The following is a 20,686-nucleotide window of genomic DNA, read 5'->3' as shown; positions in this document are numbered from 1 at the left end:
GATTTGCCCTTATTTTAGAGAAATTCGGTTTTTCTGAAGACTTTGAATGCAAAAAGTGGCGAAATCTACTATAATGATGGGATAGTGTGTTTTAAGGAGAGTAGTATGATTGAGAAATTCAAGCCAACCTGGCGGATTAAAAAAATATATAGTTTAACGCCAGATGAACTCAAAAAAGCGGGTATTCGAGCTGTCTTAACAGATTTGGATAATACCTTAATTGCGTGGGATAATCCGGAGGGGACGCCTGAATTACGCGCATGGATTGCCAAAATGGCCAAGGCCGGAATTCCCGTGATTGTTGTTTCTAACAATAGCCACGCACGAGTGAAGCGGGCCCTTGAAAATATTCAATTACCGTTTGTATCAAGAGCCTTAAAACCTTTAGGAGTTGGAATTGCGCGGGCATTGCGGCAACTTAACTTGGATGCCAGTCAGGTCGTGATGGTCGGGGATCAATTAATAACCGATATTTTAGCTGCAAATATGGCAGGCACCCGGAGTATTTTGGTCAAGCCACTATTAAATTCAGATGCTTGGAATACCAAAATAAATCGATTTTTCGAATATTTTATAAAAAAACGCTTGTTTAAAAAATATCCCAACACAGGTTGGCAGGAGGAAATTAAGTAAATGGCTCAAGCTGAAGAAGAAATTTACTGCATTGGTTGTGGTGCTAAAATTCAAACTGAAAATAAAGATGAATTAGGTTACACACCCCAAAGTGCGCTTGATAAAGGGCTGGAAAAAGGAGAGGTGTACTGTCAACGCTGTTTCCGATTGCGACACTACAACGAAATTGCGCCAGTCTCATTGACTGATGATGATTTTTTGCGTTTGCTAGGTCAAATTCGGGAAGATGACGCCCTGATTGTATACGTTGTCGATATGTTTGATTTCAACGGTAGTATGATTCCGGGGCTGCACAGATTTGTCGGCGATAACCCGGTTTTGTTGGTGGGAAACAAAGAGGATATCTTTCCAAGGTCACTGAAGCGTTCCAAAATGAAGGAATGGTTAAAACAGCAAGCTAATTTACAGGGAATCCGTCCCATTGACGTGTTACTAACAAGTGCTAAAAACACCGATGAAATTGAAACCCTGCTCAACACCATTGAGAAACATCGAAAACATCGAAACGCCTATGTTGTAGGAGTAACTAACGTCGGTAAGTCGACGCTGATTAATCAAATTATTCGTCTTAATAATGGGGTGCAAGACTTGATTACAACCTCACGTTTTCCGGGAACAACTCTTGATAAAATCGAAATTCCCTTTGAAGACGGCAAAATGCTGATTGATACCCCAGGAATTGTGCATGAAGACCAAATGGCACATGTGTTGACGGGAAAGGACTTAAAGTACGTTTCACCACAAAAGACAATTAAGCCCAAGACTTTTCAATTAGATAGCCAGCAAACTTTGTTCTTCGGTGGTATTGGTCGATTTGATTATTTAAGTGGTCATGGTGCAGTCAGCACTTATTTTGAAAATAACTTATTCATTCATCGAACAAAATTAAGTAACGCGGACCATTTTTACGAGAAGCATCTAGGGGAGTTATTAACCCCGCCTGATGCAGCTGATAAGCAGCGGCTACCAGAGTTACAGCGTCATGAATTTCGATTGGATGAGAAAAGCGATGTTGTCATTGAGGGCCTTGGCTGGGTAACCGTTCCGGCACATGCTACAATTGCAATCTGGGCACCCCAAGGCATTTCGACGGTTGTCCGCCGCCCATTGGTTTAGAAAAGAGGTTATCATGAATTTAAGAGGTAAACAAAAGCGTTTTTTACGAAGTAAGGCACAACATTTTCGGACGAAGTTTTCGGTGGGAAAAAATGGGCTAACCCCCGCTTGGGTCGCCCAATTGGACGGAGCCCTGAACAACTATGAGTTAATTAAGATTAACCTGCAACAAAATACAGATGTTACCCCCGAAGAAGTAAAAGCGTATATTGAGGCACATACTTCAATTCAGGTCGTACAAATTATTGGTCATGTGTTAGTCTTGTTTAAAGAATCAGATAATGAAGCGAAACGCAATATTTCGTTGCAAGTCAAAGCAATTTAATCGCTTAACAACGGAGTGTGAAAGATTTTGACGTCTACAAAAACAATTCAACAAACAAAAGTCGCTGTTGAAAGTGAGCTAGTTAGCGATATTCCCAAAAAGAGGATTGGTTTGCTTGGCGGGACGTTTAATCCCCCGCATTTGGGCCATTTGATTATGGCTGAGCAGGTTTGCACGCAGCTCGGATTAGATCGCGTAGATTTTATGCCCGATTATATTCCCCCGCATGTTGATCCGAAAGAGGCGATTGAAGCTAAGCACCGGGTAGCCATGGTTAAAGAGGCGATTGCCGGGAATCCTAATTTTGGGATTGAACTGGCTGAGATCAATCGCAAAGGGAAAAGCTATAGTTATGATACAATTGTGGAATTAAAGCGGACTCATCCGGAAAACCAGTATTATTTTATTATTGGCGCGGATATGGTTGCGTATTTGCCCAAGTGGTACCGAATCCAAGATTTGGTTAAATTAGTCCAGTTTGTTGGTGTGAAGCGACCAGGTGTGAAGATTCAAAGTGCGTACCCAATTTTGTGGGTCGACACGCCGGCAATTGACCTGAGCTCAACACTTATTCGTCATAAATTAGCCAAAAACCATTCAATTCGTTACCTGGTTCCCGATGCTGTTCTGACTTATATTAAGGAGCATAAATTATATGGCAACAAATGAATATCAAGAGAATTTAATTCCTTATACGCATGCTCAATTAGTTGAAAAAGTAAAAGAAAAGCTTGATGATAAGCGATTTGAGCATTGTTTACGGGTGGAGAAACAGGCGATCCAGCTTGCCACGGAAAATGAAGTTGATCCAGAAAAGGCAGGAATCGCTGGTTTACTGCATGATTATGCAAAGCAACGTTCTGATCATGACTTTATTAAGGTCATTAATGAAAAACAAATGGATCCTGAATTGCTGGATTACGGAAATGCTATCTGGCATGGGGTTGTGGGCGCAGAATTTATTAAAGATGAGCTCCATATCTTTGACGAGGAAATTCTAAATGCTGTTCGAAAACATACAGTTGGGGCCGCGTATATGACTAAATTAGACCAGATCGTTTATATGGCTGATTATATTGAGCCTGGACGGGATTTCCCCGGTGTTGACAAAGCACGCCAGATTACGCATCAAAATTTGGAAAAAGGCGTTTTTTATCAAACGCGTGAAACTTTAAAGTACTTAATTGAAAACGGGCGCCCTATTTATCCGGGGACAATTGTTACGTATAATGCATGGCAAAGTGCCCAGTAGGAGGAAAATATTGGATAGTAAAGCAATTTTAGAAACAACAGTCAAAGCAGCAGATGGTAAGCGGGCAGAGAATATTGTGGCGCTTGATATGGAAAAGGTCAGTCTGTTAGCGGACTATTTTGTTATTATGAACGCTGATTCCAAACGGCAGGTCGATGCGATCGCGGATGAAATCATCGAACAGAATGAAAAAAACGGTGTTGAAATTCATCATGTAGAAGGACAACGGGCAGCCGAATGGGTTTTAATTGATTTAGGTGACGTGGTTGTTAATGTGTTTCAAACAGATCAGCGCAAGTTCTACAATTTGGAAAAATTATGGTCGGAAGCGGATGTGGTTGAAATCGAGCAATGGGTCGAAGCATGATTTATCAAACTTTTGCCAAGTTATATGATGATCTCATGGATCCAGCCATGTATGACGAGTGGCTGGATTTTGTTTCTGCTCGCCAACCAAATAAAATGGGCAACTGGCTTGAACTGGCATGTGGAAGCGGTCGTCTAGCCGTAAAGCTACTGCAAAAGGGTTACCAGGTTACGGGATTTGATTTATCCGAAGAAATGCTGTCACTCGCTGATGCACATGCCCAAAAAGCTCAAGTTAAGCTGCCGCTCATTCAAGGAGACATGCTTGATCTTAGCGAGTTAGGTCAGTATGACGTGGTTTCATGTTTTGCCGATTCAATTTGTTATTTACCAGATGAAGAGGCGGTACAAACGTGTTTTGCCGAAGTTTACGCTCACCTAAATTCAAATGGAAAGTTTTTATTTGATGTGATTTCGCCTTATCAAACGGATGTGGTTTATCCCGGCTACATGTACAACTACGTGGATGATCATCAAGCGTTTGTTTGGTCGAGCTATCAAACTGAAGAAGCACACAGTGTTGAACATGATCTGACCTTTTTTGTGCAGGCAGGTTCCAAGAATCGGTATAAGAAAATCAATGAAATTCATCATGAACGAACTTATGAATTGTCAATATATCGTCGCCTTTTGAAAACAGTTGGGTTCACATCGGTGCAAGCTTCTAGCGATTTTGGGCGGCAATCCATTAACGATCAAAGTACCCGGTGGTTTTTTGAGTGTACAAAGTAGGTGAGCAAATGAAGGTTTGCAGTGTTATTGCGGAATTTGACCCTTTTCACAATGGGCATCAATATTTGTTAAGGCAAGCGCGAAAAATAACGCAAGCAGATGTTGTTATTGTCCTTATGAGCGGTAATTTTTTGCAAAGAGGCGAGCCGGCAATTATTGATAAGTGGCATCGAACACGAGAAGCTTTGTTAGGCGGAGCTGATCTCGTCATTGAATTGCCAATTCAGGTTTCAGTACAGGCGGCCAAATTATTTGCCCAGGGAGCCATTCAGATGGCCGGACAGTTGCAAAGTGAAACGGTTGTCTTTGGAAGTGAACATCCAGAGCTTAAATTTGCGCAGCTTGCGCAGGCCGCTAAACAACTAAGTTTTAAACCGGATGCCTATAACCAGAGTTATGCGAGCCAATTGTTTACAACTTTAGAAACGCATACGGGTGTAATGCTACATTCGGCAAATGACATTTTAGCGTTTAATTATTTTTTGGCAAACCAAGAATTAAAGCAGCCGCTAAAACTTATACCCGTCGAACGACTTGAAGTAGGACATTCAGATCCTTTGTGTGCAGGGATGCATTTTGCAAGTGCTGCTGCAATTCGCCAAGCTCGTCAGCAGCAAAAAAACACTTATCATCCGTATGTACCCGAACAAACCCAAAAAGATCTTGCGGGAAAAGCTGTCAGTTGGCAGGATCTCTGGCCGTATTTAAAATACCGGATTTTAACGAGTTCGGCTGCCGAATTAGCTACTATCTATGGGGCCTCGGAAGGCATTGAAAATCGGTTAAAAGCTAAAGTTGAAGAAGCTGATAGCTTTGATGACTTTCTTCACGTGGTTAAAAGCAAAAGGTATACTTACACCCGGCTACAAAGGTTGTGTCTGGCGGTTGTATTGAACTTAACTAAGTCGCAAATGCGAGATCCGGTTTCAATTTTTCGGATCCTCGGTTTTCGATCGATGGGCAGGCAATATTTGCATGAACTAAGTCGAAATGAAGTGCCCCTTTTGAGTCGGGTAACGCCGCAAACGGTGCCAATGGCTTATCAAACAACCTTTATGGCCGATCAGATTTATCAGCTATTGATGGGTAATGAGCAAAATATTGGGAAAAAACCGGTTATTTTGCCTTGACTGTCAAGGAATTTCCATTGACAAAGAATTTTTGCACAGGTATAATTACATTCGTTGCATTAGGAGGTTTTTAAATGAACTGGTCACTTTCTGATCTTATGAAACATAAGGAACCCCTCCATTTTACCGAGTCGCTTGACTTAAAAGCAGATTTGGTTAGTCGAATGGCTGAAATTTTGGATGTCAAAGATATTCAAGTTGATGGGTATGCAATTAAAGATCGGGGCGCTGTTTTAATATCTGCGCAGGTAACAGGAAGGATCGTTGTGCCATCTTCGCGTTCGCTACAACCGGTTGATCTTAAATTAGATTTTACGATCAATGAGTATTATGTAGCACAGGGAACGAGTTTGGAACGATTCGATGCAACTGATACCGTCTTGTCCGTTGAAGATGATCAAATTGATTTTTCAAAGGCAGTGGCAGATAATATTATTTTACAGATTCCGATGCAAATCTTTTCACCTGAAGAAATTAATGGCGAGGTGCCGATGCCTACCGGAGAAGGTTGGCAAGTTATTTCTGAACAGGATGAACAAGAGGCGCAAACTAAACAAGTTGATCCACGTCTTGCTAAATTAAAAGATCTGCTTCATTCAGAAAATAATGAGTCGGAATAGTTTTAATGTAAGACATAAATTTAACGGGAAACCGTAATTCTCTTAAAGGAGGTGCTTATTGATGGCCGTACCAGCAAGAAGAACATCAAAATCACGCAAACGTAATCGTCGTGGACATATCAAATTACAAACTCCAGGTTTGGCACCATGTCCAAATTGTGGTGAATTACGTGTTTCACATCGTGTCTGCCCAAGCTGCGGATATTATGATGGTAAACAAGTAGTCGATGTTAAAAGCAAATAATTAAGATTTACAAAAGGTAGGAAAAAGCCATGGTTTTTCCTGCTTTTTGTGGGTCTCTGTCAAATTGTATTGGTGGAGATTTTTGAAAAGCATGTTCACTTCGGTGAATGTGCTTTTTTTGTTTACGCATAAATTAAACTGATACGAATGAAAAAGTTATGAATATTTTGAAAACCAAAACAGCTACGCTTTAACACCTTAATTTTACGATTTAGTCCTTCAATAGGACCGTTGGAATACGGATAACGACAACTATTGAGAACAGCAGGACCATTCTTTATTAAAGTTGAGATAGTAATATCCATTTGGTTGCCAGCCGCCTTGTAGTTGGCAATCAAGGTTTTAAATCCAACCGCATCTTTTTGTTGAATGGCTGTTAGAATTCCTTGATAGGTTTGATACACAGTTTTAAATTCTGGAAATTCATCTAAGGCTAGGTCAATGGCGTTCTGTTGGGTCATGTATTCGTTGATACCGTGTAAATAGATAAGTTTAGTATCATTGACCTTTTCTTCTGCCAAATGGAACAAACGCCATTGAGATTTTAGAATGCGATAAACTCGGGAATGCTTATCTTGAAAAGTATGGATCACACGTGTACGTTCGTTATCCAGTGCCCGACCGGCAAGTTGAATAATGTGGAAACGGTCAATGATGGTTATTGCCTTAGGAAATAACCGATGAATAAAGCCAGCATACTCAGCATTCATATCAACGGTGATTGTTTGAACTTTCATACGTTCTTGAACTGAATAGCGAGCTTCAAAGTAATCAATGATATCCTTACTAAGGCGATCCTTAAGAATCACAATGCGGCGATGACTAACGGCATCGCAACAGTTAAAGGACATTAGATGATTACAGGAACGGAATTCATCAAAACAAAGATTTTGGGGGAGTGTTTTAACACGATAAGCTAAGTGAATATTCGCATTTAAAATGCGTTGAACACTACTTGGTGAAATCCCACAAATCTTAGCGATTTCTTTACTGGTCAGCATATCCCGAGCCAGAACAATTACTTGATGTTTCACATTATGCGTAAAAGTTTCATTACGTTTAACGAGGTTAGTTTGAGCACCACAGGTTTTTAAACACCGTTTACATTGATATCTTTGTCGTTTTAGCTGCATCTCATAACGTCCACCTGATAAGGTTCCCAATCTTAGATGGCCAATGTGAGTTCCATTTTTGATTAGAGATTTATGGCCACAATGAGGACATTTTAAAAGTTGATAGGAAAGGATAGCGTGAACGACATGAACGTGTTGCCCATTGGGATAATGTTCCTTAGTAATCTCAGTTACAGTTAAATTAGGGTCTGTTATTTCGAATAGGCTTAGGATAGAATTAGTTAGGGACATTTGTTTTTCCTCTTTTCGATTTTATTAGGCGATTAAATCGTAACACAAAGAGGGCAAATGTCCTTTTTTTTTTCAAAATAAAAACTGGTATCAGTTATTCACCAATACCAGAAAGTGTAGACCCATTTTTGTTTGGACAAAAAAGATATTCGGTCGTAAAAACTTTAACTTTGTTAGCGTTTTTGTTACGATTAGGAGGAATTAAAAAATAGGAGGCAGCAACATGGATAAACCACAAATTGGGGTAGTCGGAATGGCTGTTATGGGAAAGAATTTAGCCCTTAATATTGAAAGCCGCGGCTACACGGTTGCGATATATAATCGAACGGGATCAAAAACTGAAAAAGTTGTTTCTGATCATCCGGACAAGCACTTGGTACCTAGTTACACGATTGAGGATTTTGTGAACTCGCTTGAAAAACCTCGTCGGATCATGATGATGGTCAAAGCAGGGAAACCTACTGATGCTGTGATTGCTGAATTGCTTCCTCACTTGGACAAAGGGGACGTTTTGATTGATGGCGGGAACACCTTCTTTGAAGACACCATGCGTCGAAATGAAGAATTAGATAATTCAGGCATCAATTTTATCGGAACAGGTGTTTCCGGTGGTGAATTGGGAGCACTCGAGGGTCCTTCTATGATGCCGGGTGGCCAAAAAGAGGCTTATGATCTTGTTGCCCCAATTTTTGAAAAGATGGCAGCTAAGGCAGAAGACGGTGCACCATGCGTTACTTATATCGGGCCTAATGGTGCTGGTCACTATGTTAAGATGATTCATAACGGAATTGAGTATGGCGATGAAGAACTAATTGATGAAAGCTACAATTTGTTACGCAACATGCTGGGACTGTCCGTGGATGAGATTGCGGATATTTTCTCTGAGTGGAATAAAGGCGAACTTGACAGTTACTTAATTGATATTACTGCTGATATTTTGACACGTAAGGATGATTTGGGTTCCGATAAGCCAATTGTTGATTTAATTATGGACAAGGGTGGAAACAAAGGAACTGGTAAGTGGAGCTCACAAAACGCTCTTGAACTGGGTGTGCCACAATCACTCATTACTGAATCTGTCTATGCCCGTTACATTTCAGTAATGAAGGATGAGCGGGTTGCGGCAAGCAAAGTTTTGCCAAAACCAACGGGTAAGCTTGAGTTTGATAAAGACGAAGTGATTGAAAAGATTCGTCAAGCCCTTTATTTCAGTAAGATCATGAGTTACGCTCAGGGATTTGAACAAATGAAAGTCGCTTCTAAGCATTATGATTGGAATTTACAGTTTGGTGAAATCGCAAAAATTTGGCGTGCAGGCTGCATTATTCGGGCACGGTTCTTACAGAACATTACTGATGCTTTTGATAAGGATCCTGAATTAGATAATTTACTTTTGGATGATTATTTCAAAGATATTGCAAAACGTTACCAAGAATCTATCCGTGATATTGTTGGTTTGGCTGTTAAAGCTGGGGTACCAATTCCTGGATTCACTTCTGCAATTTCTTACTATGATTCTTACCGTTCAGCTGTTTTGCCGGCAAACTTATTGCAGGCACAACGTGATTACTTTGGGGCTCATACTTACGAGCGTGTTGACCGCGAAGGCATCTACCACTACCCATGGTACAAAGAACAATAAAAAATATTTTTAAATCACATTAAAGCTTGAATTTTTGATAAACTTTTAAAGTTTTTCGTTAAATTCAGGCTTTTTCGGGTCTCTGTCAAATTGTATTGGTGGAGATTTTTGAAAAGCATGTTCACTTCGGTGAATGTGCTTTTTTTGTTTACGCATAAATTAAACTGATACGAATGAAAAAGTTATGAATATTTTGAAAACCAAAACAGCTACGCTTTAACACCTTAATTTTACGATTTAGTCCTTCAATAGGACCGTTGGAATACGGATAACGACAACTATTGAGAACAGCAGGACCATTCTTTATTAAAGTTGAGATAGTAATATCCATTTGGTTGCCAGCCGCCTTGTAGTTGGCAATCAAGGTTTTAAATCCAACCGCATCTTTTTGTTGAATGGCTGTTAGAATTCCTTGATAGGTTTGATACACAGTTTTAAATTCTGGAAATTCATCTAAGGCTAGGTCAATGGCGTTCTGTTGGGTCATGTATTCGTTGATACCGTGTAAATAGATAAGTTTAGTATCATTGACCTTTTCTTCTGCCAAATGGAACAAACGCCATTGAGATTTTAGAATGCGATAAACTCGGGAATGCTTATCTTGAAAAGTATGGATCACACGTGTACGTTCGTTATCCAGTGCCCGACCGGCAAGTTGAATAATGTGGAAACGGTCAATGATGGTTATTGCCTTAGGAAATAACCGATGAATAAAGCCAGCATACTCAGCATTCATATCAACGGTGATTGTTTGAACTTTCATACGTTCTTGAACTGAATAGCGAGCTTCAAAGTAATCAATGATATCCTTACTAAGGCGATCCTTAAGAATCACAATGCGGCGATGACTAACGGCATCGCAACAGTTAAAGGACATTAGATGATTACAGGAACGGAATTCATCAAAACAAAGATTTTGGGGGAGTGTTTTAACACGATAAGCTAAGTGAATATTCGCATTTAAAATGCGTTGAACACTACTTGGTGAAATCCCACAAATCTTAGCGATTTCTTTACTGGTCAGCATATCCCGAGCCAGAACAATTACTTGATGTTTCACATTATGCGTAAAAGTTTCATTACGTTTAACGAGGTTAGTTTGAGCACCACAGGTTTTTAAACACCGTTTACATTGATATCTTTGTCGTTTTAGCTGCATCTCATAACGTCCACCTGATAAGGTTCCCAATCTTAGATGGCCAATGTGAGTTCCATTTTTGATTAGAGATTTATGGCCACAATGAGGACATTTTAAAAGTTGATAGGAAAGGATAGCGTGAACGACATGAACGTGTTGCCCATTGGGATAATGTTCCTTAGTAATCTCAGTTACAGTTAAATTAGGGTCTGTTATTTCGAATAGGCTTAGGATAGAATTAGTTAGGGACATTTGTTTTTCCTCTTTTCGATTTTATTAGGCGATTAAATCGTAACACAAAGAGGGCAAATGTCCTTTTTTTTTTCAAAATAAAAACTGGTATCAGTTATTCACCAATACCAGAAAGTGTAGACCCGCTTTTTCTTATAGGGAAGTGAGTAGTTCTAGGCAAAATTTCATTTTAATGTTAAACTTTGAATTGTATGTATTACCGAATTTTCAGAAAAATGATTTTTTACAATAGGAGTGGGAAAATGAGTCGGATATTAATTATTGAAGATGAAAAAAGTTTATCACGGTTTGTTGAACTGGAGTTACAGCACGAAGGTTATGAGACAGAAGTACAGTTTAATGGCCGAACAGGATTAGATGCGGCTCTGAATAAAAATTTTGACGCGATCTTACTGGATTTAATGTTGCCGGAATTAAACGGTATTGAAGTTTGCCGGCGTGTTCGGGAAGCAAAAACAACCCCGATTATTATGATGACCGCACGAGATTCAGTTATTGATCGTGTATCTGGACTGGACCATGGTGCTGATGATTATATTGTTAAGCCATTTGCAATTGAAGAGTTGTTGGCACGGTTACGCGCTTTGTTACGGCGAATTGATATTGAAAGTGAACAAAAAGCCTTTCAGCAAACAACGGTTACTTACCGCGACATTACGATTGAAAAGGAAAATCAGGTTGCACGTCGGGATGGCAAAATTATTAATTTGACCAAACGAGAATATCAATTATTACTTTTATTAATGGAAAATATTAATGTAGTTCAGTCGCGTGATGCTTTGCTGGATGAGGTTTGGGGCATTGATAACGATGTCGAAACCAACGTGGTTGATGTTTATGTGCGTTACCTGCGAAATAAGATTGACCGTCCAGGTGAACAAAGCTATATTCAAACAGTCAGAGGAACCGGGTACGTGATGCGATCGTGAGTGAAGATCTCGGGAAACAAACAGCTTATATGCAAACTGGCTTGTCTAAGCGCAGGTTGTCTTTAAAATGGAAATGGGCAATCGGCACCGGAGTCGGCGTTCTGCTGATTTTTATTATCTTTTCGTTTTTTGTCTTTAATAGTATTTCGCAAGTGATGGTCAGTCAGGAACGTAGTCAGGTAAACGCAACGATGAATTCTGTGATTTCACGACTCCAGCGTGTTTCTAAGATCGATGGGATCACGGTGGGGCAGTATTTGCGGCCAGATAACGCTGCCGGCAATTCGGATCAAAGCGAACAACCGTACAGTAATGCCCTGTTAACGAATTTGGCACGGCGTGATATTGTAGTTTCAGTTTATGATTTAAAAAGTGAGCAAGTCTTTTCTTCACGACGCAGCTCAGAGAAGTTTAAAGTTCCGACAAGTAGGACAATTACGCACCCTAAAGGCAGTCAATTTAATGGGTTAATTGGGCGCGCCCCAATTCGAAACCATGAAGGCAAGCTAATTGGCTACATTCAAGTTGTGGATACCTTAGCTACAGTAAAACAGACACAGCAGAAAATTATTTGGATAGTGGTTTTATTAACGCTGATTGCGTTTGCCTTAATTTCATTGTTTGGCTATTTACTGGCAACGTATTTGTTACGGCCCATCAATGTGATGAATCGAACGATGAAAGAGGTAACGGAAGATCCGCAAACAGAACGACGAATTCCTGATTTGGAACGAAATGATGAGTTGTCAGATTTAGCGATCGTATTCAATGACATGTTGGATCGCATGCAACGGTACATTGACCAGCAGCACCAGTTTGTTGAAGATGTTTCGCATGAATTAAGAACTCCTGTGGCGGTCATACAGGGCCATATGGAGATGCTAAATCGATGGGGCAAAGATGACCCGAAGATCTTAAATGAGTCGTTACAGGCTTCCTTAGACGAAACTAAGCGGATGCAAAGCTTGGTTCAGGAAATGTTGGATCTTACGCGGGCAGATCAGATTGAAATCCATTTTTCCAAAGAGGAAACACCGGTTATGCGTGTGGTGAACCAGGTATTTAATGATTTTAAGATGATTCATCCGGATTTTACCTTCACACTTGATAGTGATGTCCATTCTAATCCGATTGTCCAAATCTATCGTAATCACCTTGAACAGGTCTTAATCATCTTGCTAGATAATGCTGTGAAATACTCTACTAAACGTAAAGAGATTCATGTTTCCGCTGCAGAAGATGCACGGACAGTTCAGATTGCTATTCAAGATTTTGGAGAGGGAATTTCAGAGGAAAATGCCAAAAAAGTTTTCAATCGCTTCTATCGGGTGGATAAAGCTCGTAGTCGTGATAAAGGTGGAAATGGTCTTGGTCTTTCAATTGCGCAACGTTTAATTGAAGGATACCATGGTAAAATTTCTCTGGAGAGTTCAGTTGGTTATGGTTCTATCTTCCGAATTACCTTACCCATCGTCAAAGATGATCCGAAAGAAAATCTGATTTCCGAAGAGCCAAAAGACTAGTGAAAACGAAAAAAGTTAGTTCAAAGAGGGGTTCTGGTGGTCCTGGTATAAGAGGTAACTCAGAAGCAACAAATTGATCGGAAATATATTGGGTAATTGTACGAAAAGAAAGGAACTGCGTGAGACGAATTGTCCCACGCAGTTCCTTTTTGGTTATGAATATGTTTTAAACTTAATTGTGGTGATGCTGTTGCTTACCAGCGTTTCGCTTTCGGTTAGAAAGATGTTCCTGGGCGACCGTTTGAGTTGTGGCGCTCGACGCTGCTTTGGCTGGTTCTGGCGGTAAAACAACTTTGGGCGGATTCTTTTTCATCTCGGCTTCAACAGAAGCACGGATTCGAGGCCGATACCAATAAATAATCAGCGTTTGGATACATGCAAAAATTCCACCTACAAAGAAGTAAAGTCCCAAGCCAGCAGGAGCCCTAAATGAAATGAAGAAAATCATCAGAGGACTTACAATCATCATGGACATCATGGATTTCTTTTGTTCAGCGGGGATGCCTAAGGTGCCTAGCCAACCCTGCAGAAGATATACCAAGAATGAAAGTGCGGCGAGAAATAGATTAGGTTGTCCCAAACTGAAGCCCATGAATAAACTGTGCGTGCCACTAGCCAATTCTGGTGAATATTGAATCGCCGCATAAAGAGCGGCAAAGATCGGAAACTGGATGAGGATAGGCAAGCACCCCATACCACCCGTCATACTAATGCCGTTATCACGATAAAGAGCCATCATTTGTTGGCTAACAGCCGCTTTTTCGTCATTCGTTGTGGCATTTTTCTGCCGTTTTTGAATTTCGGTAAGCTGCGGCTTGATGTAGGCCATTTTTTCTTGTTGTACGGTGGCCTTTCGTGATTGCTCAATCATCATCGGTAATAAAACCATACGGATGATAAACGTAACCGCAATAATTGCCCAACCATAACTACCACCTAACAAATTTGCAAGCCAATTCATGATGTGTTGTGTTGGTACGGCGAGATAATCATAAATAACGCCATAGGGTTTACCTGATTTTGTTCGTTGCACACAACCAGTTAGGAACAATGCTAATCCGGCAATTGCGGTAAGCGTCCCTATATGTTTTAGTTTCTTCATTAATACATTCCCTTTCAAATTAAACTGACAAGTGATACTTTACTTTATTATCAGTTGTTTTTCAATGGTTGATTAGTAGGTCACCCGAAAATCAAGGAAATTTTGAAGGGGTTGTTCCTTGATGGTCGTCTTTTCGACATGCCCACTTGGGGAGGGCGACATCTTTACGGCATTGATGAATTCGTTTAAAGGATCATTTTCTCCTTCAGCCTCAATATAAACGGAGCCATCACGACGATTAGCGACGGTGCCTTTGATGCCTAACTTATCTGCAACCATCTTGGTTAAATAGCGAAAGCCAACGCCCTGCACACGGCCATAGACTTCAATTGTAACTGACTTCATAAATCATCTTCCTTTCAAATTGCTTATCCTTATTCTATCATTTCTGGTTCAAAAGCAATAATATGGTATACTAACCTTAAATAAGGAGATTATTATGGAAACAATTTTATCAACACAGAACAGTCGAGTTAAAGAGTGGGAAAAACTAAAAACCAAAAAGGGTCGCCGCAAGACGGGACGCTATCTCTTAGAAGGACGACACTTGGTGAACGAGGTTCTTCAGAGTGGGGCCGAGCTTGATTATGTGGTCAGTACCCAGGCCGAATTAGATGTCATTACCTTTACGGTCCCTGAAGAAAAACTGGTTATTATTTCTGAGAAAATCGCTGATCGGCTGAGCGATACCGTAACTACCCAAGGCATTTTTGCCATCGTTCAGATTCCAAACCAGCAACGACAGCTTGCCGAACCGCAAGGCAACGAAGCAGGTGCTTGGCTATTTTTGGATAATATCCAGGATCCAGGTAATATTGGAACTATGGTTCGAACGGCTGATGCAGCAGGATTTGCCGGGGTTGTTTTTGGAAAAGGGACGGCTGACATTTTTAATCCTAAGGTTCAAAGAGCCATGCAAGGGAGTCAGTTTCATATTCAGCTGATTTTGGGCAATCTAGAAATTTGGTTAAAACAATTTCAAGCCGCGCACTATCCAGTCTATGGCACGGAGCTTAATCCCCAAGCAAAACAGTACACAGACATTGAACAGGTTCGTGATTTTGCATTAATTATGGGTAACGAAGGAAATGGGATGTCACAAGAATTGTTGAAACAGACGACAGCTAACGTCTATATTCCCATTACAGGGCAGGCAGAATCATTAAACGTTGCCGTAGCAGCTGGCATCTTAATGTTTGCACTTAAAGCAAATGAACTTTAGCAGGTGTGTATTAAAGGGGTAATTGCCGGTGGTTGGCGTTAAGTTTTTCTTGGGGTTTATTGAGAAATTCTTACGATTAATATTTAGTTAGTGTTTTCTTTGCTTTTTGGTTCAAAAATGAGTATTATATTGTTAATTCGAAGTTAATGAGTCAGTGATTTAATCATTCAAAAAGGAAGTATTTAATGAAAATAAATGCTTGGGAACACGACCAAGATTATCTTGATATCGTTTCAGACTTACTAAAGACTAAAGAAGTACAAAAACTAGATCAATATACGCAGCACCACAACTATACGCGCCTCCAGCATTCAATTTCGGTTTCTTATCAGAGTTACTTAATTGCGAAGCGTTGGCATTTAAACGCGCGTGCGGTTGCGCGTGCTGGTTTATTGCATGATTTGTTCTACTATGACTGGCGAACAACTAAGTTCGACTTAGGAACCCATGCGTACATCCATCCGCGGGTCGCTTTGCGGAATGCAGAGAAACTGACACCGCTGACAGCGATGGAAAAAGATATTATTTTAAAACATATGTGGGGAGCAACAGTAGCTTTTCCAAAGTATCGTGAGAGTATCGTGGTCTCCATTGTGGATGATTATGCAGCTACGCAGGAGTATTTAGGTCATCTGCATAAACGTGTGCACTTTATTTTAAGCAAGATGCAGCGGCGCGTGTCCTAAATTAAAATGGTTATTTTTTCAAGGGAGGAAGAACAATGTCAGAAGCACTAAAAACTGCTAAACCAATTGATAATTTTTCACTGTGTCCCAAATTTAGCCGGACATTTTCAATCCTCGGTCAAAAATGGAATGGGTTAATTATTGAAGTTTTACTAAATGAAGGATCGCAGCGTTTTAAGGATCTTGCGCATAATGTGCCTAAGTGCAGCGATCGTGTTTTGGTTGAACGCTTGAAAAATCTAGAAGCCGAGGGAATTGTGAATCGGTTAACTCATCCAGAGTCTTCGTTGATCGAATATCGGCTCACCCAAAAAGGGGAAGCATTGCGACCGGTTATGGATGCGGTTCATGAATACGCTGATTGTTGGTACGCAAACGCAGAATAATTCAGTGTTGACTATTAGCACTTTTTATTCTAGTATTTAAAGTGGAAAAACTATGATGAAGAGTAGTAGCTGAGATAAGTCTCGTCACAGGGAATGATGGCCTTAGACTGAGAGCAATCATTAGACTAGACGTCAGCAAATTCACTTCGGAGTTATTTATTTGTAAAAATAAGTCGGTAAATCGCCGTTATTGATGCCAAGTGTATTGACAGAAATGTTGATAAACCAGGGTGGTAACGCGATAACTCGTCCCTTTTCGGAGGCGAGTTTTTTTGTGCTTTTTTTGAAAATTTAGGAGGTCAAGAGATGGGATTACATGAACAGTTGGAAGAACTGAAAGAAAAATCATTGCATGAAATTTCACATGCAGATCGATTGAAAAATTTGGAACAAATTCGGGTTAATATTCTAGGGAAAAAAGGTCCGCTTACTGAAATTTTGCGCGGTATGCGCGATATTCCTAAAGAAGAGCGTCCTAAAGTTGGGGAATTATCCAATCGTGTGCGTGATAAGATTACCCAAGCAATTGAAGAAAAAAGAGCCGAAATTGAAACAGCCGTGACAGCTAAAAAACTGGCGAGTGAAAAAATCGACGTGACTTTACCAGGGAAACCAGTCAGTCAGGGTCAACCCCATGTTATTCAACAAATTATTGATAATATTGAAGATTTATTTTTAGGGATGGGCTATCAGGTGATTCAAGGACCAGAAGTGGAAACTGACAAATATAACTTTGAAATGTTGAACCTGCCTAAGGATCATCCTGCACGGGACATGCAAGATACCTTTTACATTACGGATGAAATTCTTATGCGGAGCCAGACGTCTCCGGTACAAGCACGAACGATGGAAAAACATGATTTTTCAAAAGGACCGTTAAAAATGATCTCTCCTGGGGTGGTTTATCGTCGGGACACTGATGACGCGACACATTCGCATCAGTTCCATCAAGTAGAAGGACTGGTTATTGACAAACACATCACTATGGGAGATTTAAAGGGTACTTTAGAGACCTTGGCCAAAGAACTATTTGGTGACCGTTTCGAAGTGCGCTTACGCCCTAGTTATTTTCCATTTACGGAGCCTTCCGTTGAAGCGGATGTCACTTGCTTCAATTGTATGGGAAAAGGCTGTTCAGTTTGCAAACATACTGGTTGGATCGAAGTCTTAGGTGCCGGGATGGTGCATCCTAATGTCTTGCGCATGGCTGGTGTTGATCCTGAGGTTTACGGCGGTTTTGCCTTTGGCCTTGGTCCTGATCGGTTTGCAATGTTGCGGTATGGTGTCGATGATATCCGTAATTTCTACCTAAACGATGTCCGCTTCTTAACGCAGTTTTCAAAGAAAGGATAATGACTAAATGAAAGTTTCGTATAATTGGCTAAAAGAGTATTTTGATCTGGATGTTGCCCCTAAAGTTCTTGCAGAAAAAATTGAACGGACAGCAGTTGAAGTTGACGACGTGACGCGTGCTGAAGATGGGCTAAAGAAGATAGTTGTAGGGTACACCCTGGATGTGAAACCCCATCCTGATTCCGACCATTTAAATATTTGTCAGGTTGATGTTGGTGAAGAAGAGCCCATTCAAATCGTATGTGGCGCGCCTAATGTTGCCAAAGGGCAATATGTGATTGTTGCGATGCACGGGGCACGGATTAAGGATAACGTTAAAATTAAACGTAGTAAAATGCGCGGACAGCAGTCCAATGGCATGATTTGTGCCTTGCAGGAAATTGGCTTTGACGAAAAAGTTGTTCCAAAGGAATTTGTAAATGGCATTTATGTCTTTCCAGAAGATAGCCAAGTTAAACCAGGCGAACCGGTTTATCATTATCTTGGAATGGACGATGACGTGATTGATACTTCTGTGACGCCTAACCGTGGCGATTTATTCAGCATGGATGGTAATGCATATGAAATTGGGGCTATTTATGATAAGCAGCCTGTTTTTAATCATCGTAAACTGCAAACAACAGATGATACGGCAGATATTAATCAGTTGTTAGAGATCAAAGTGGACGCGCCTGCCGACGTTTTGGCTTACCAAATGGGGATTGTCCAAAATGTGAAAATTGAACCAAGTCCTTTTTGGCTGCAAGTTCGGTTGATGACAGCCGGGGTTCGGCCCATTAATAATGTGGTTGATATTACAAATTACATCATGTTGAAATATGGGCAACCTCTCCATGCGTTTGATTACGATAAATTACAAGCCAAAGAAATTCATGTCGGGTATTCGCCAGCAAAGACTAAGTTTACGACCCTTGACGGTGAGAAACGAGAATTACGAGCTACAGATCTTATGATTAAAGACGGAACTCGTGATATTGCCATGGCAGGTGTGATGGGCGGCTTAGATACCGAAATTAGCAATGAGACGCGAACCGTCGTGATTGAATCTGCAATTTTTGATCCTATTAAAATTCGTAAAACGGCTCGGTACCATGTGCTCCACAGTGAAGCTTCCATGCGTTTTGAACGAGGAATCAATCCAGCGACCGTTACCGAAGCTTTGAACGAAGCCTTGGAACTGACGGCTGAATTTGGACAAGGAAAAGCCGTTGCACAGCACCTATCAGCAGTCGATCCGCAACCCCAGCCGGTTGAAGTCACGTTAGATTTGAGTCGGATCAACCATGTGTTGGGCACATCGCTTTCTACAAAAGAAGTGACAGACATCTTAGCTCGACTTCAATTTGAGGTTCAGTTGACCGATGAGACTTTTGTAGTTACGGTACCGGCACGCCGCTGGGATATTCATATTCCGGCAGATATTTTAGAAGAAATTGCGCGTATTTATGGGTATGACAATTTACCATCTACGCTACCAACGGGATCAACCACTATTGGTCGTTTAACTACAAGCCAGCAAGTGATTCGTGGGGTTCGTAGCATTCTTCAAGGTAGTGGCCTTAATCAGGCGATGAGTTATGGGCTAACAACGACAGAAAAAGCCAAGATGTTTATGACACAGTCCAGTAAAGAAACAAGTCTGGCTTTTCCAATGAGCCAGGACCATGCCGTTTTACGTATGAACTTAATTAGTGGCCTGTTAGATGATGTGGCCTATAACGTTGCTCGTAAAGAAATGAATGTGGCACTTTATGAACAAGGGCGGGTTTTCTACCGGACAGAAACTGACCAGGTTCGGCCAACGGAGGTTGAACACCTGGCGGGGGCGGTAACTGGCTCGCTAGTACCAAAGAGTTGGTATGGCAAAGAAGTTCCCGTTGATTTTTATCAGTTGAAGGGAATTGTTTCGCTGCTCTTGCATGACTTGAATTTTGAGGCTCCGGTTACTTACGTGGCTAATGAAACACGCGCAGAAATGCATCCCGGACGGACAGCAGACATCTTACTCGGTGACCAGGTTATTGGCTTCATTGGTCAAGTTCATCCGCAAATTGCCAAACAGTTCAAAATTCCTGTTACGTATGTTTTTGAACTGGATCTTCAAGCAATTCTGGCAGCTCCAAAACAAATTCAGCACTATGATGCCATTTCCAAGTATCCAGCCATTACACGTGACGTAGCTTTATTAATTGACAAACGTGTTACGCATACAGAGATTGTCACGGCCTTGCGTGCTAAAGCAAACAAGCATCTAGAGAATATTCAACTTTTTGATGTTTATGAGGGGGCACACATTCCTGAGGGCAAGAAATCCGTTGCGTATACGTTAACCTATCGTGACAAACATAATACGTTAACAGAAGATGAAGTTAACGCAGAATTTGATCATGCTGTTCAAGCTCTCAAAGAGACATTTAATGCCGAAATTCGCTAAATTGTTCGAAAATTTGGTAATCCTCAATTAGCTCGTTTCACTGGCACCCAACTAGTTTGTTTTTTGGTAAAATCGGTTAGTACCGCAATGATAGGAACTTTTATCTAAAATAAGGCGTAAGAGCGTCTGTTTATTTTTAGTGATTCGAGCCTGGGATGCGTTACAGCGACTTTTGAAAAGCAAATAAATCCTAGTAATGCCAATGATGTGGGCTACTTTTGTGTTCTAATTGTGAAA

At 40.8% G+C, this 20,686-nt stretch carries 22 protein-coding genes; 18 read left to right on the top strand and 4 right to left on the bottom strand.

Translation table 11 applies throughout. The features are described 5' to 3' along the window. The first annotated feature begins 105 nt into the window (after positions 1–105). The 10 genes from ACLJJ6_RS05780 to rpmF all read left to right on the top strand — a co-directional run bounded on the left by ACLJJ6_RS05780 (position 106) and on the right by rpmF (position 6,418). A complete protein-coding gene (locus tag ACLJJ6_RS05780) occupies positions 106–633 on the top strand; it encodes a YqeG family HAD IIIA-type phosphatase (RefSeq protein WP_412988258.1) in 528 nt (175 codons plus the stop codon). Then, positions 634–1,749 (top strand): ribosome biogenesis GTPase YqeH, encoded by a 1,116-nt coding sequence (gene yqeH / locus ACLJJ6_RS05775; protein ID WP_412988256.1) that lies wholly within the window; start codon positions 634–636, stop codon positions 1,747–1,749. A 13-nt stretch (positions 1,750–1,762) separates the two neighbouring features. Beyond that, complete coding sequence (locus tag ACLJJ6_RS05770; protein ID WP_412988254.1) at positions 1,763–2,074, top strand: YhbY family RNA-binding protein; 312 nt, start codon at positions 1,763–1,765, stop codon at positions 2,072–2,074. A 24-nt stretch (positions 2,075–2,098) separates the two neighbouring features. Further along, positions 2,099–2,743, top strand: a complete 645-nt coding sequence (locus ACLJJ6_RS05765) for a nicotinate-nucleotide adenylyltransferase (RefSeq protein ID WP_412990437.1) — start codon at positions 2,099–2,101, stop codon at positions 2,741–2,743. Next, entirely contained in the window at positions 2,730–3,326 is a 597-nt protein-coding gene (gene yqeK, locus ACLJJ6_RS05760) for a bis(5'-nucleosyl)-tetraphosphatase (symmetrical) YqeK (protein WP_412988252.1), read from the top strand. Before ACLJJ6_RS05765 ends, yqeK begins: the two co-directional genes overlap by 14 nt. Before the next feature lie 7 nt (positions 3,327–3,333). Next, positions 3,334–3,693, top strand: a complete 360-nt coding sequence (gene rsfS / locus ACLJJ6_RS05755; protein ID WP_412990436.1) for a ribosome silencing factor — start codon at positions 3,334–3,336, stop codon at positions 3,691–3,693. Then, positions 3,690–4,424: a class I SAM-dependent DNA methyltransferase gene (locus tag ACLJJ6_RS05750; protein WP_412988250.1), complete on the top strand. Its 735-nt coding sequence runs from the start codon at positions 3,690–3,692 to the stop codon at positions 4,422–4,424. The genes rsfS and ACLJJ6_RS05750 overlap by 4 nt, the downstream gene beginning before the upstream one ends. A gap of 8 nt (positions 4,425–4,432) precedes the next feature. Then, positions 4,433–5,554: a nucleotidyltransferase gene (locus ACLJJ6_RS05745; RefSeq protein ID WP_412988248.1), complete on the top strand. Its 1,122-nt coding sequence runs from the start codon at positions 4,433–4,435 to the stop codon at positions 5,552–5,554. 74 nt (positions 5,555–5,628) lie between these two features. Then, positions 5,629–6,174: a YceD family protein gene (locus tag ACLJJ6_RS05740; RefSeq protein WP_412988246.1), complete on the top strand. Its 546-nt coding sequence runs from the start codon at positions 5,629–5,631 to the stop codon at positions 6,172–6,174. 61 nt (positions 6,175–6,235) lie between these two features. Further along, positions 6,236–6,418: a 50S ribosomal protein L32 gene (gene rpmF / locus ACLJJ6_RS05735; protein WP_412988244.1), complete on the top strand. Its 183-nt coding sequence runs from the start codon at positions 6,236–6,238 to the stop codon at positions 6,416–6,418. A gap of 122 nt (positions 6,419–6,540) precedes the next feature. Here the strand turns inward: rpmF and ACLJJ6_RS05730 are convergent, their stop codons facing one another. Further along, positions 6,541–7,782, bottom strand: coding sequence for an ISL3 family transposase (locus ACLJJ6_RS05730; protein WP_412988180.1), 1,242 nt, complete (start codon positions 7,780–7,782; stop codon positions 6,541–6,543). A gap of 223 nt (positions 7,783–8,005) precedes the next feature. On the opposite strand from ACLJJ6_RS05730, the gene gndA reads away from it, so the two are divergent. Then, positions 8,006–9,424, top strand: coding sequence for an NADP-dependent phosphogluconate dehydrogenase (gene gndA, locus ACLJJ6_RS05725; RefSeq protein WP_412988242.1), 1,419 nt, complete (start codon positions 8,006–8,008; stop codon positions 9,422–9,424). A 148-nt stretch (positions 9,425–9,572) separates the two neighbouring features. Here gndA and ACLJJ6_RS05720 read toward each other — a convergent pair whose 3' ends face one another. Then, positions 9,573–10,814 (bottom strand): ISL3 family transposase, encoded by a 1,242-nt coding sequence (locus tag ACLJJ6_RS05720; protein ID WP_412988180.1) that lies wholly within the window; start codon positions 10,812–10,814, stop codon positions 9,573–9,575. A 242-nt stretch (positions 10,815–11,056) separates the two neighbouring features. On the opposite strand from ACLJJ6_RS05720, the gene ACLJJ6_RS05715 reads away from it, so the two are divergent. Then, on the top strand, positions 11,057–11,743 hold the full coding sequence (locus ACLJJ6_RS05715; protein ID WP_057806320.1) for a response regulator transcription factor: 687 nt from the start codon (positions 11,057–11,059) through the stop codon (positions 11,741–11,743). Beyond that, positions 11,740–13,266, top strand: coding sequence for an ATP-binding protein (locus ACLJJ6_RS05710; RefSeq protein ID WP_412988240.1), 1,527 nt, complete (start codon positions 11,740–11,742; stop codon positions 13,264–13,266). Before ACLJJ6_RS05715 ends, ACLJJ6_RS05710 begins: the two co-directional genes overlap by 4 nt. 172 nt (positions 13,267–13,438) lie before the next feature. On the opposite strand, the gene yidC is transcribed toward ACLJJ6_RS05710, so the two are convergent. Both yidC and ACLJJ6_RS05700 read right to left on the bottom strand, forming a co-directional pair. Next, entirely contained in the window at positions 13,439–14,368 is a 930-nt protein-coding gene (gene yidC, locus ACLJJ6_RS05705) for a membrane protein insertase YidC (protein WP_412988238.1), read from the bottom strand. Positions 14,369–14,440: 72 nt separating this feature from the next. After that, positions 14,441–14,713: an acylphosphatase gene (locus ACLJJ6_RS05700; RefSeq protein ID WP_412988236.1), complete on the bottom strand. Its 273-nt coding sequence runs from the start codon at positions 14,711–14,713 to the stop codon at positions 14,441–14,443. Positions 14,714–14,807: 94 nt separating this feature from the next. On the opposite strand from ACLJJ6_RS05700, the gene ACLJJ6_RS05695 reads away from it, so the two are divergent. The 5 genes from ACLJJ6_RS05695 (at position 14,808) to pheT (ending at position 20,449) form a co-directional block, all read left to right on the top strand. Then, positions 14,808–15,590, top strand: a complete 783-nt coding sequence (locus tag ACLJJ6_RS05695) for a TrmH family RNA methyltransferase (protein WP_412988234.1) — start codon at positions 14,808–14,810, stop codon at positions 15,588–15,590. 185 nt (positions 15,591–15,775) lie between these two features. Then, a complete protein-coding gene (locus ACLJJ6_RS05690; protein ID WP_412988233.1) occupies positions 15,776–16,276 on the top strand; it encodes an HD domain-containing protein in 501 nt (166 codons plus the stop codon). Between the two features lie 35 nt (positions 16,277–16,311). Next, on the top strand, positions 16,312–16,662 hold the full coding sequence (locus ACLJJ6_RS05685; RefSeq protein ID WP_412988231.1) for a winged helix-turn-helix transcriptional regulator: 351 nt from the start codon (positions 16,312–16,314) through the stop codon (positions 16,660–16,662). Between the two features lie 306 nt (positions 16,663–16,968). Beyond that, positions 16,969–18,015: a phenylalanine--tRNA ligase subunit alpha gene (pheS, locus tag ACLJJ6_RS05680; RefSeq protein WP_412988230.1), complete on the top strand. Its 1,047-nt coding sequence runs from the start codon at positions 16,969–16,971 to the stop codon at positions 18,013–18,015. 7 nt (positions 18,016–18,022) lie between these two features. Further along, complete coding sequence (pheT, locus tag ACLJJ6_RS05675) at positions 18,023–20,449, top strand: phenylalanine--tRNA ligase subunit beta (protein ID WP_412988228.1); 2,427 nt, start codon at positions 18,023–18,025, stop codon at positions 20,447–20,449. The last annotated feature ends 237 nt before the right edge of the window (positions 20,450–20,686 follow it).

Origin of the sequence: Pediococcus siamensis, from assembly GCF_047220215.1 — a bacterium.
Classification (GTDB): Bacteria; Bacillota; Bacilli; order Lactobacillales; family Lactobacillaceae; genus Pediococcus; species Pediococcus siamensis.
This window is presented reverse-complemented; position numbering and strand designations above follow the sequence as displayed.

What these genes read in the sequence shown, in the direction of transcription:
- ACLJJ6_RS05780 (WP_412988258.1), top strand. Translation starts at nt 106, where the DNA reads ATGATTGAGAAATTCAAGCCAACCTGGCGGATTAAAAAAATATATAGT.
- yqeH (WP_412988256.1), top strand. Translation starts at nt 634, where the DNA reads ATGGCTCAAGCTGAAGAAGAAATTTACTGCATTGGTTGTGGTGCTAAA.
- ACLJJ6_RS05770 (WP_412988254.1), top strand. Translation starts at nt 1,763, where the DNA reads ATGAATTTAAGAGGTAAACAAAAGCGTTTTTTACGAAGTAAGGCACAA.
- yqeK (WP_412988252.1), top strand. Translation starts at nt 2,730, where the DNA reads ATGGCAACAAATGAATATCAAGAGAATTTAATTCCTTATACGCATGCT.
- ACLJJ6_RS05750 (WP_412988250.1), top strand. Translation starts at nt 3,690, where the DNA reads ATGATTTATCAAACTTTTGCCAAGTTATATGATGATCTCATGGATCCA.
- ACLJJ6_RS05745 (WP_412988248.1), top strand. Translation starts at nt 4,433, where the DNA reads ATGAAGGTTTGCAGTGTTATTGCGGAATTTGACCCTTTTCACAATGGG.
- ACLJJ6_RS05740 (WP_412988246.1), top strand. Translation starts at nt 5,629, where the DNA reads ATGAACTGGTCACTTTCTGATCTTATGAAACATAAGGAACCCCTCCAT.
- rpmF (WP_412988244.1), top strand. Translation starts at nt 6,236, where the DNA reads ATGGCCGTACCAGCAAGAAGAACATCAAAATCACGCAAACGTAATCGT.
- ACLJJ6_RS05730 (WP_412988180.1), bottom strand. Translation starts at nt 7,782, where the DNA reads ATGTCCCTAACTAATTCTATCCTAAGCCTATTCGAAATAACAGACCCT.
- gndA (WP_412988242.1), top strand. Translation starts at nt 8,006, where the DNA reads ATGGATAAACCACAAATTGGGGTAGTCGGAATGGCTGTTATGGGAAAG.
- ACLJJ6_RS05720 (WP_412988180.1), bottom strand. Translation starts at nt 10,814, where the DNA reads ATGTCCCTAACTAATTCTATCCTAAGCCTATTCGAAATAACAGACCCT.
- ACLJJ6_RS05715 (WP_057806320.1), top strand. Translation starts at nt 11,057, where the DNA reads ATGAGTCGGATATTAATTATTGAAGATGAAAAAAGTTTATCACGGTTT.
- yidC (WP_412988238.1), bottom strand. Translation starts at nt 14,368, where the DNA reads ATGAAGAAACTAAAACATATAGGGACGCTTACCGCAATTGCCGGATTA.
- ACLJJ6_RS05700 (WP_412988236.1), bottom strand. Translation starts at nt 14,713, where the DNA reads ATGAAGTCAGTTACAATTGAAGTCTATGGCCGTGTGCAGGGCGTTGGC.
- ACLJJ6_RS05695 (WP_412988234.1), top strand. Translation starts at nt 14,808, where the DNA reads ATGGAAACAATTTTATCAACACAGAACAGTCGAGTTAAAGAGTGGGAA.
- ACLJJ6_RS05690 (WP_412988233.1), top strand. Translation starts at nt 15,776, where the DNA reads ATGAAAATAAATGCTTGGGAACACGACCAAGATTATCTTGATATCGTT.
- ACLJJ6_RS05685 (WP_412988231.1), top strand. Translation starts at nt 16,312, where the DNA reads ATGTCAGAAGCACTAAAAACTGCTAAACCAATTGATAATTTTTCACTG.
- pheS (WP_412988230.1), top strand. Translation starts at nt 16,969, where the DNA reads ATGGGATTACATGAACAGTTGGAAGAACTGAAAGAAAAATCATTGCAT.
- pheT (WP_412988228.1), top strand. Translation starts at nt 18,023, where the DNA reads ATGAAAGTTTCGTATAATTGGCTAAAAGAGTATTTTGATCTGGATGTT.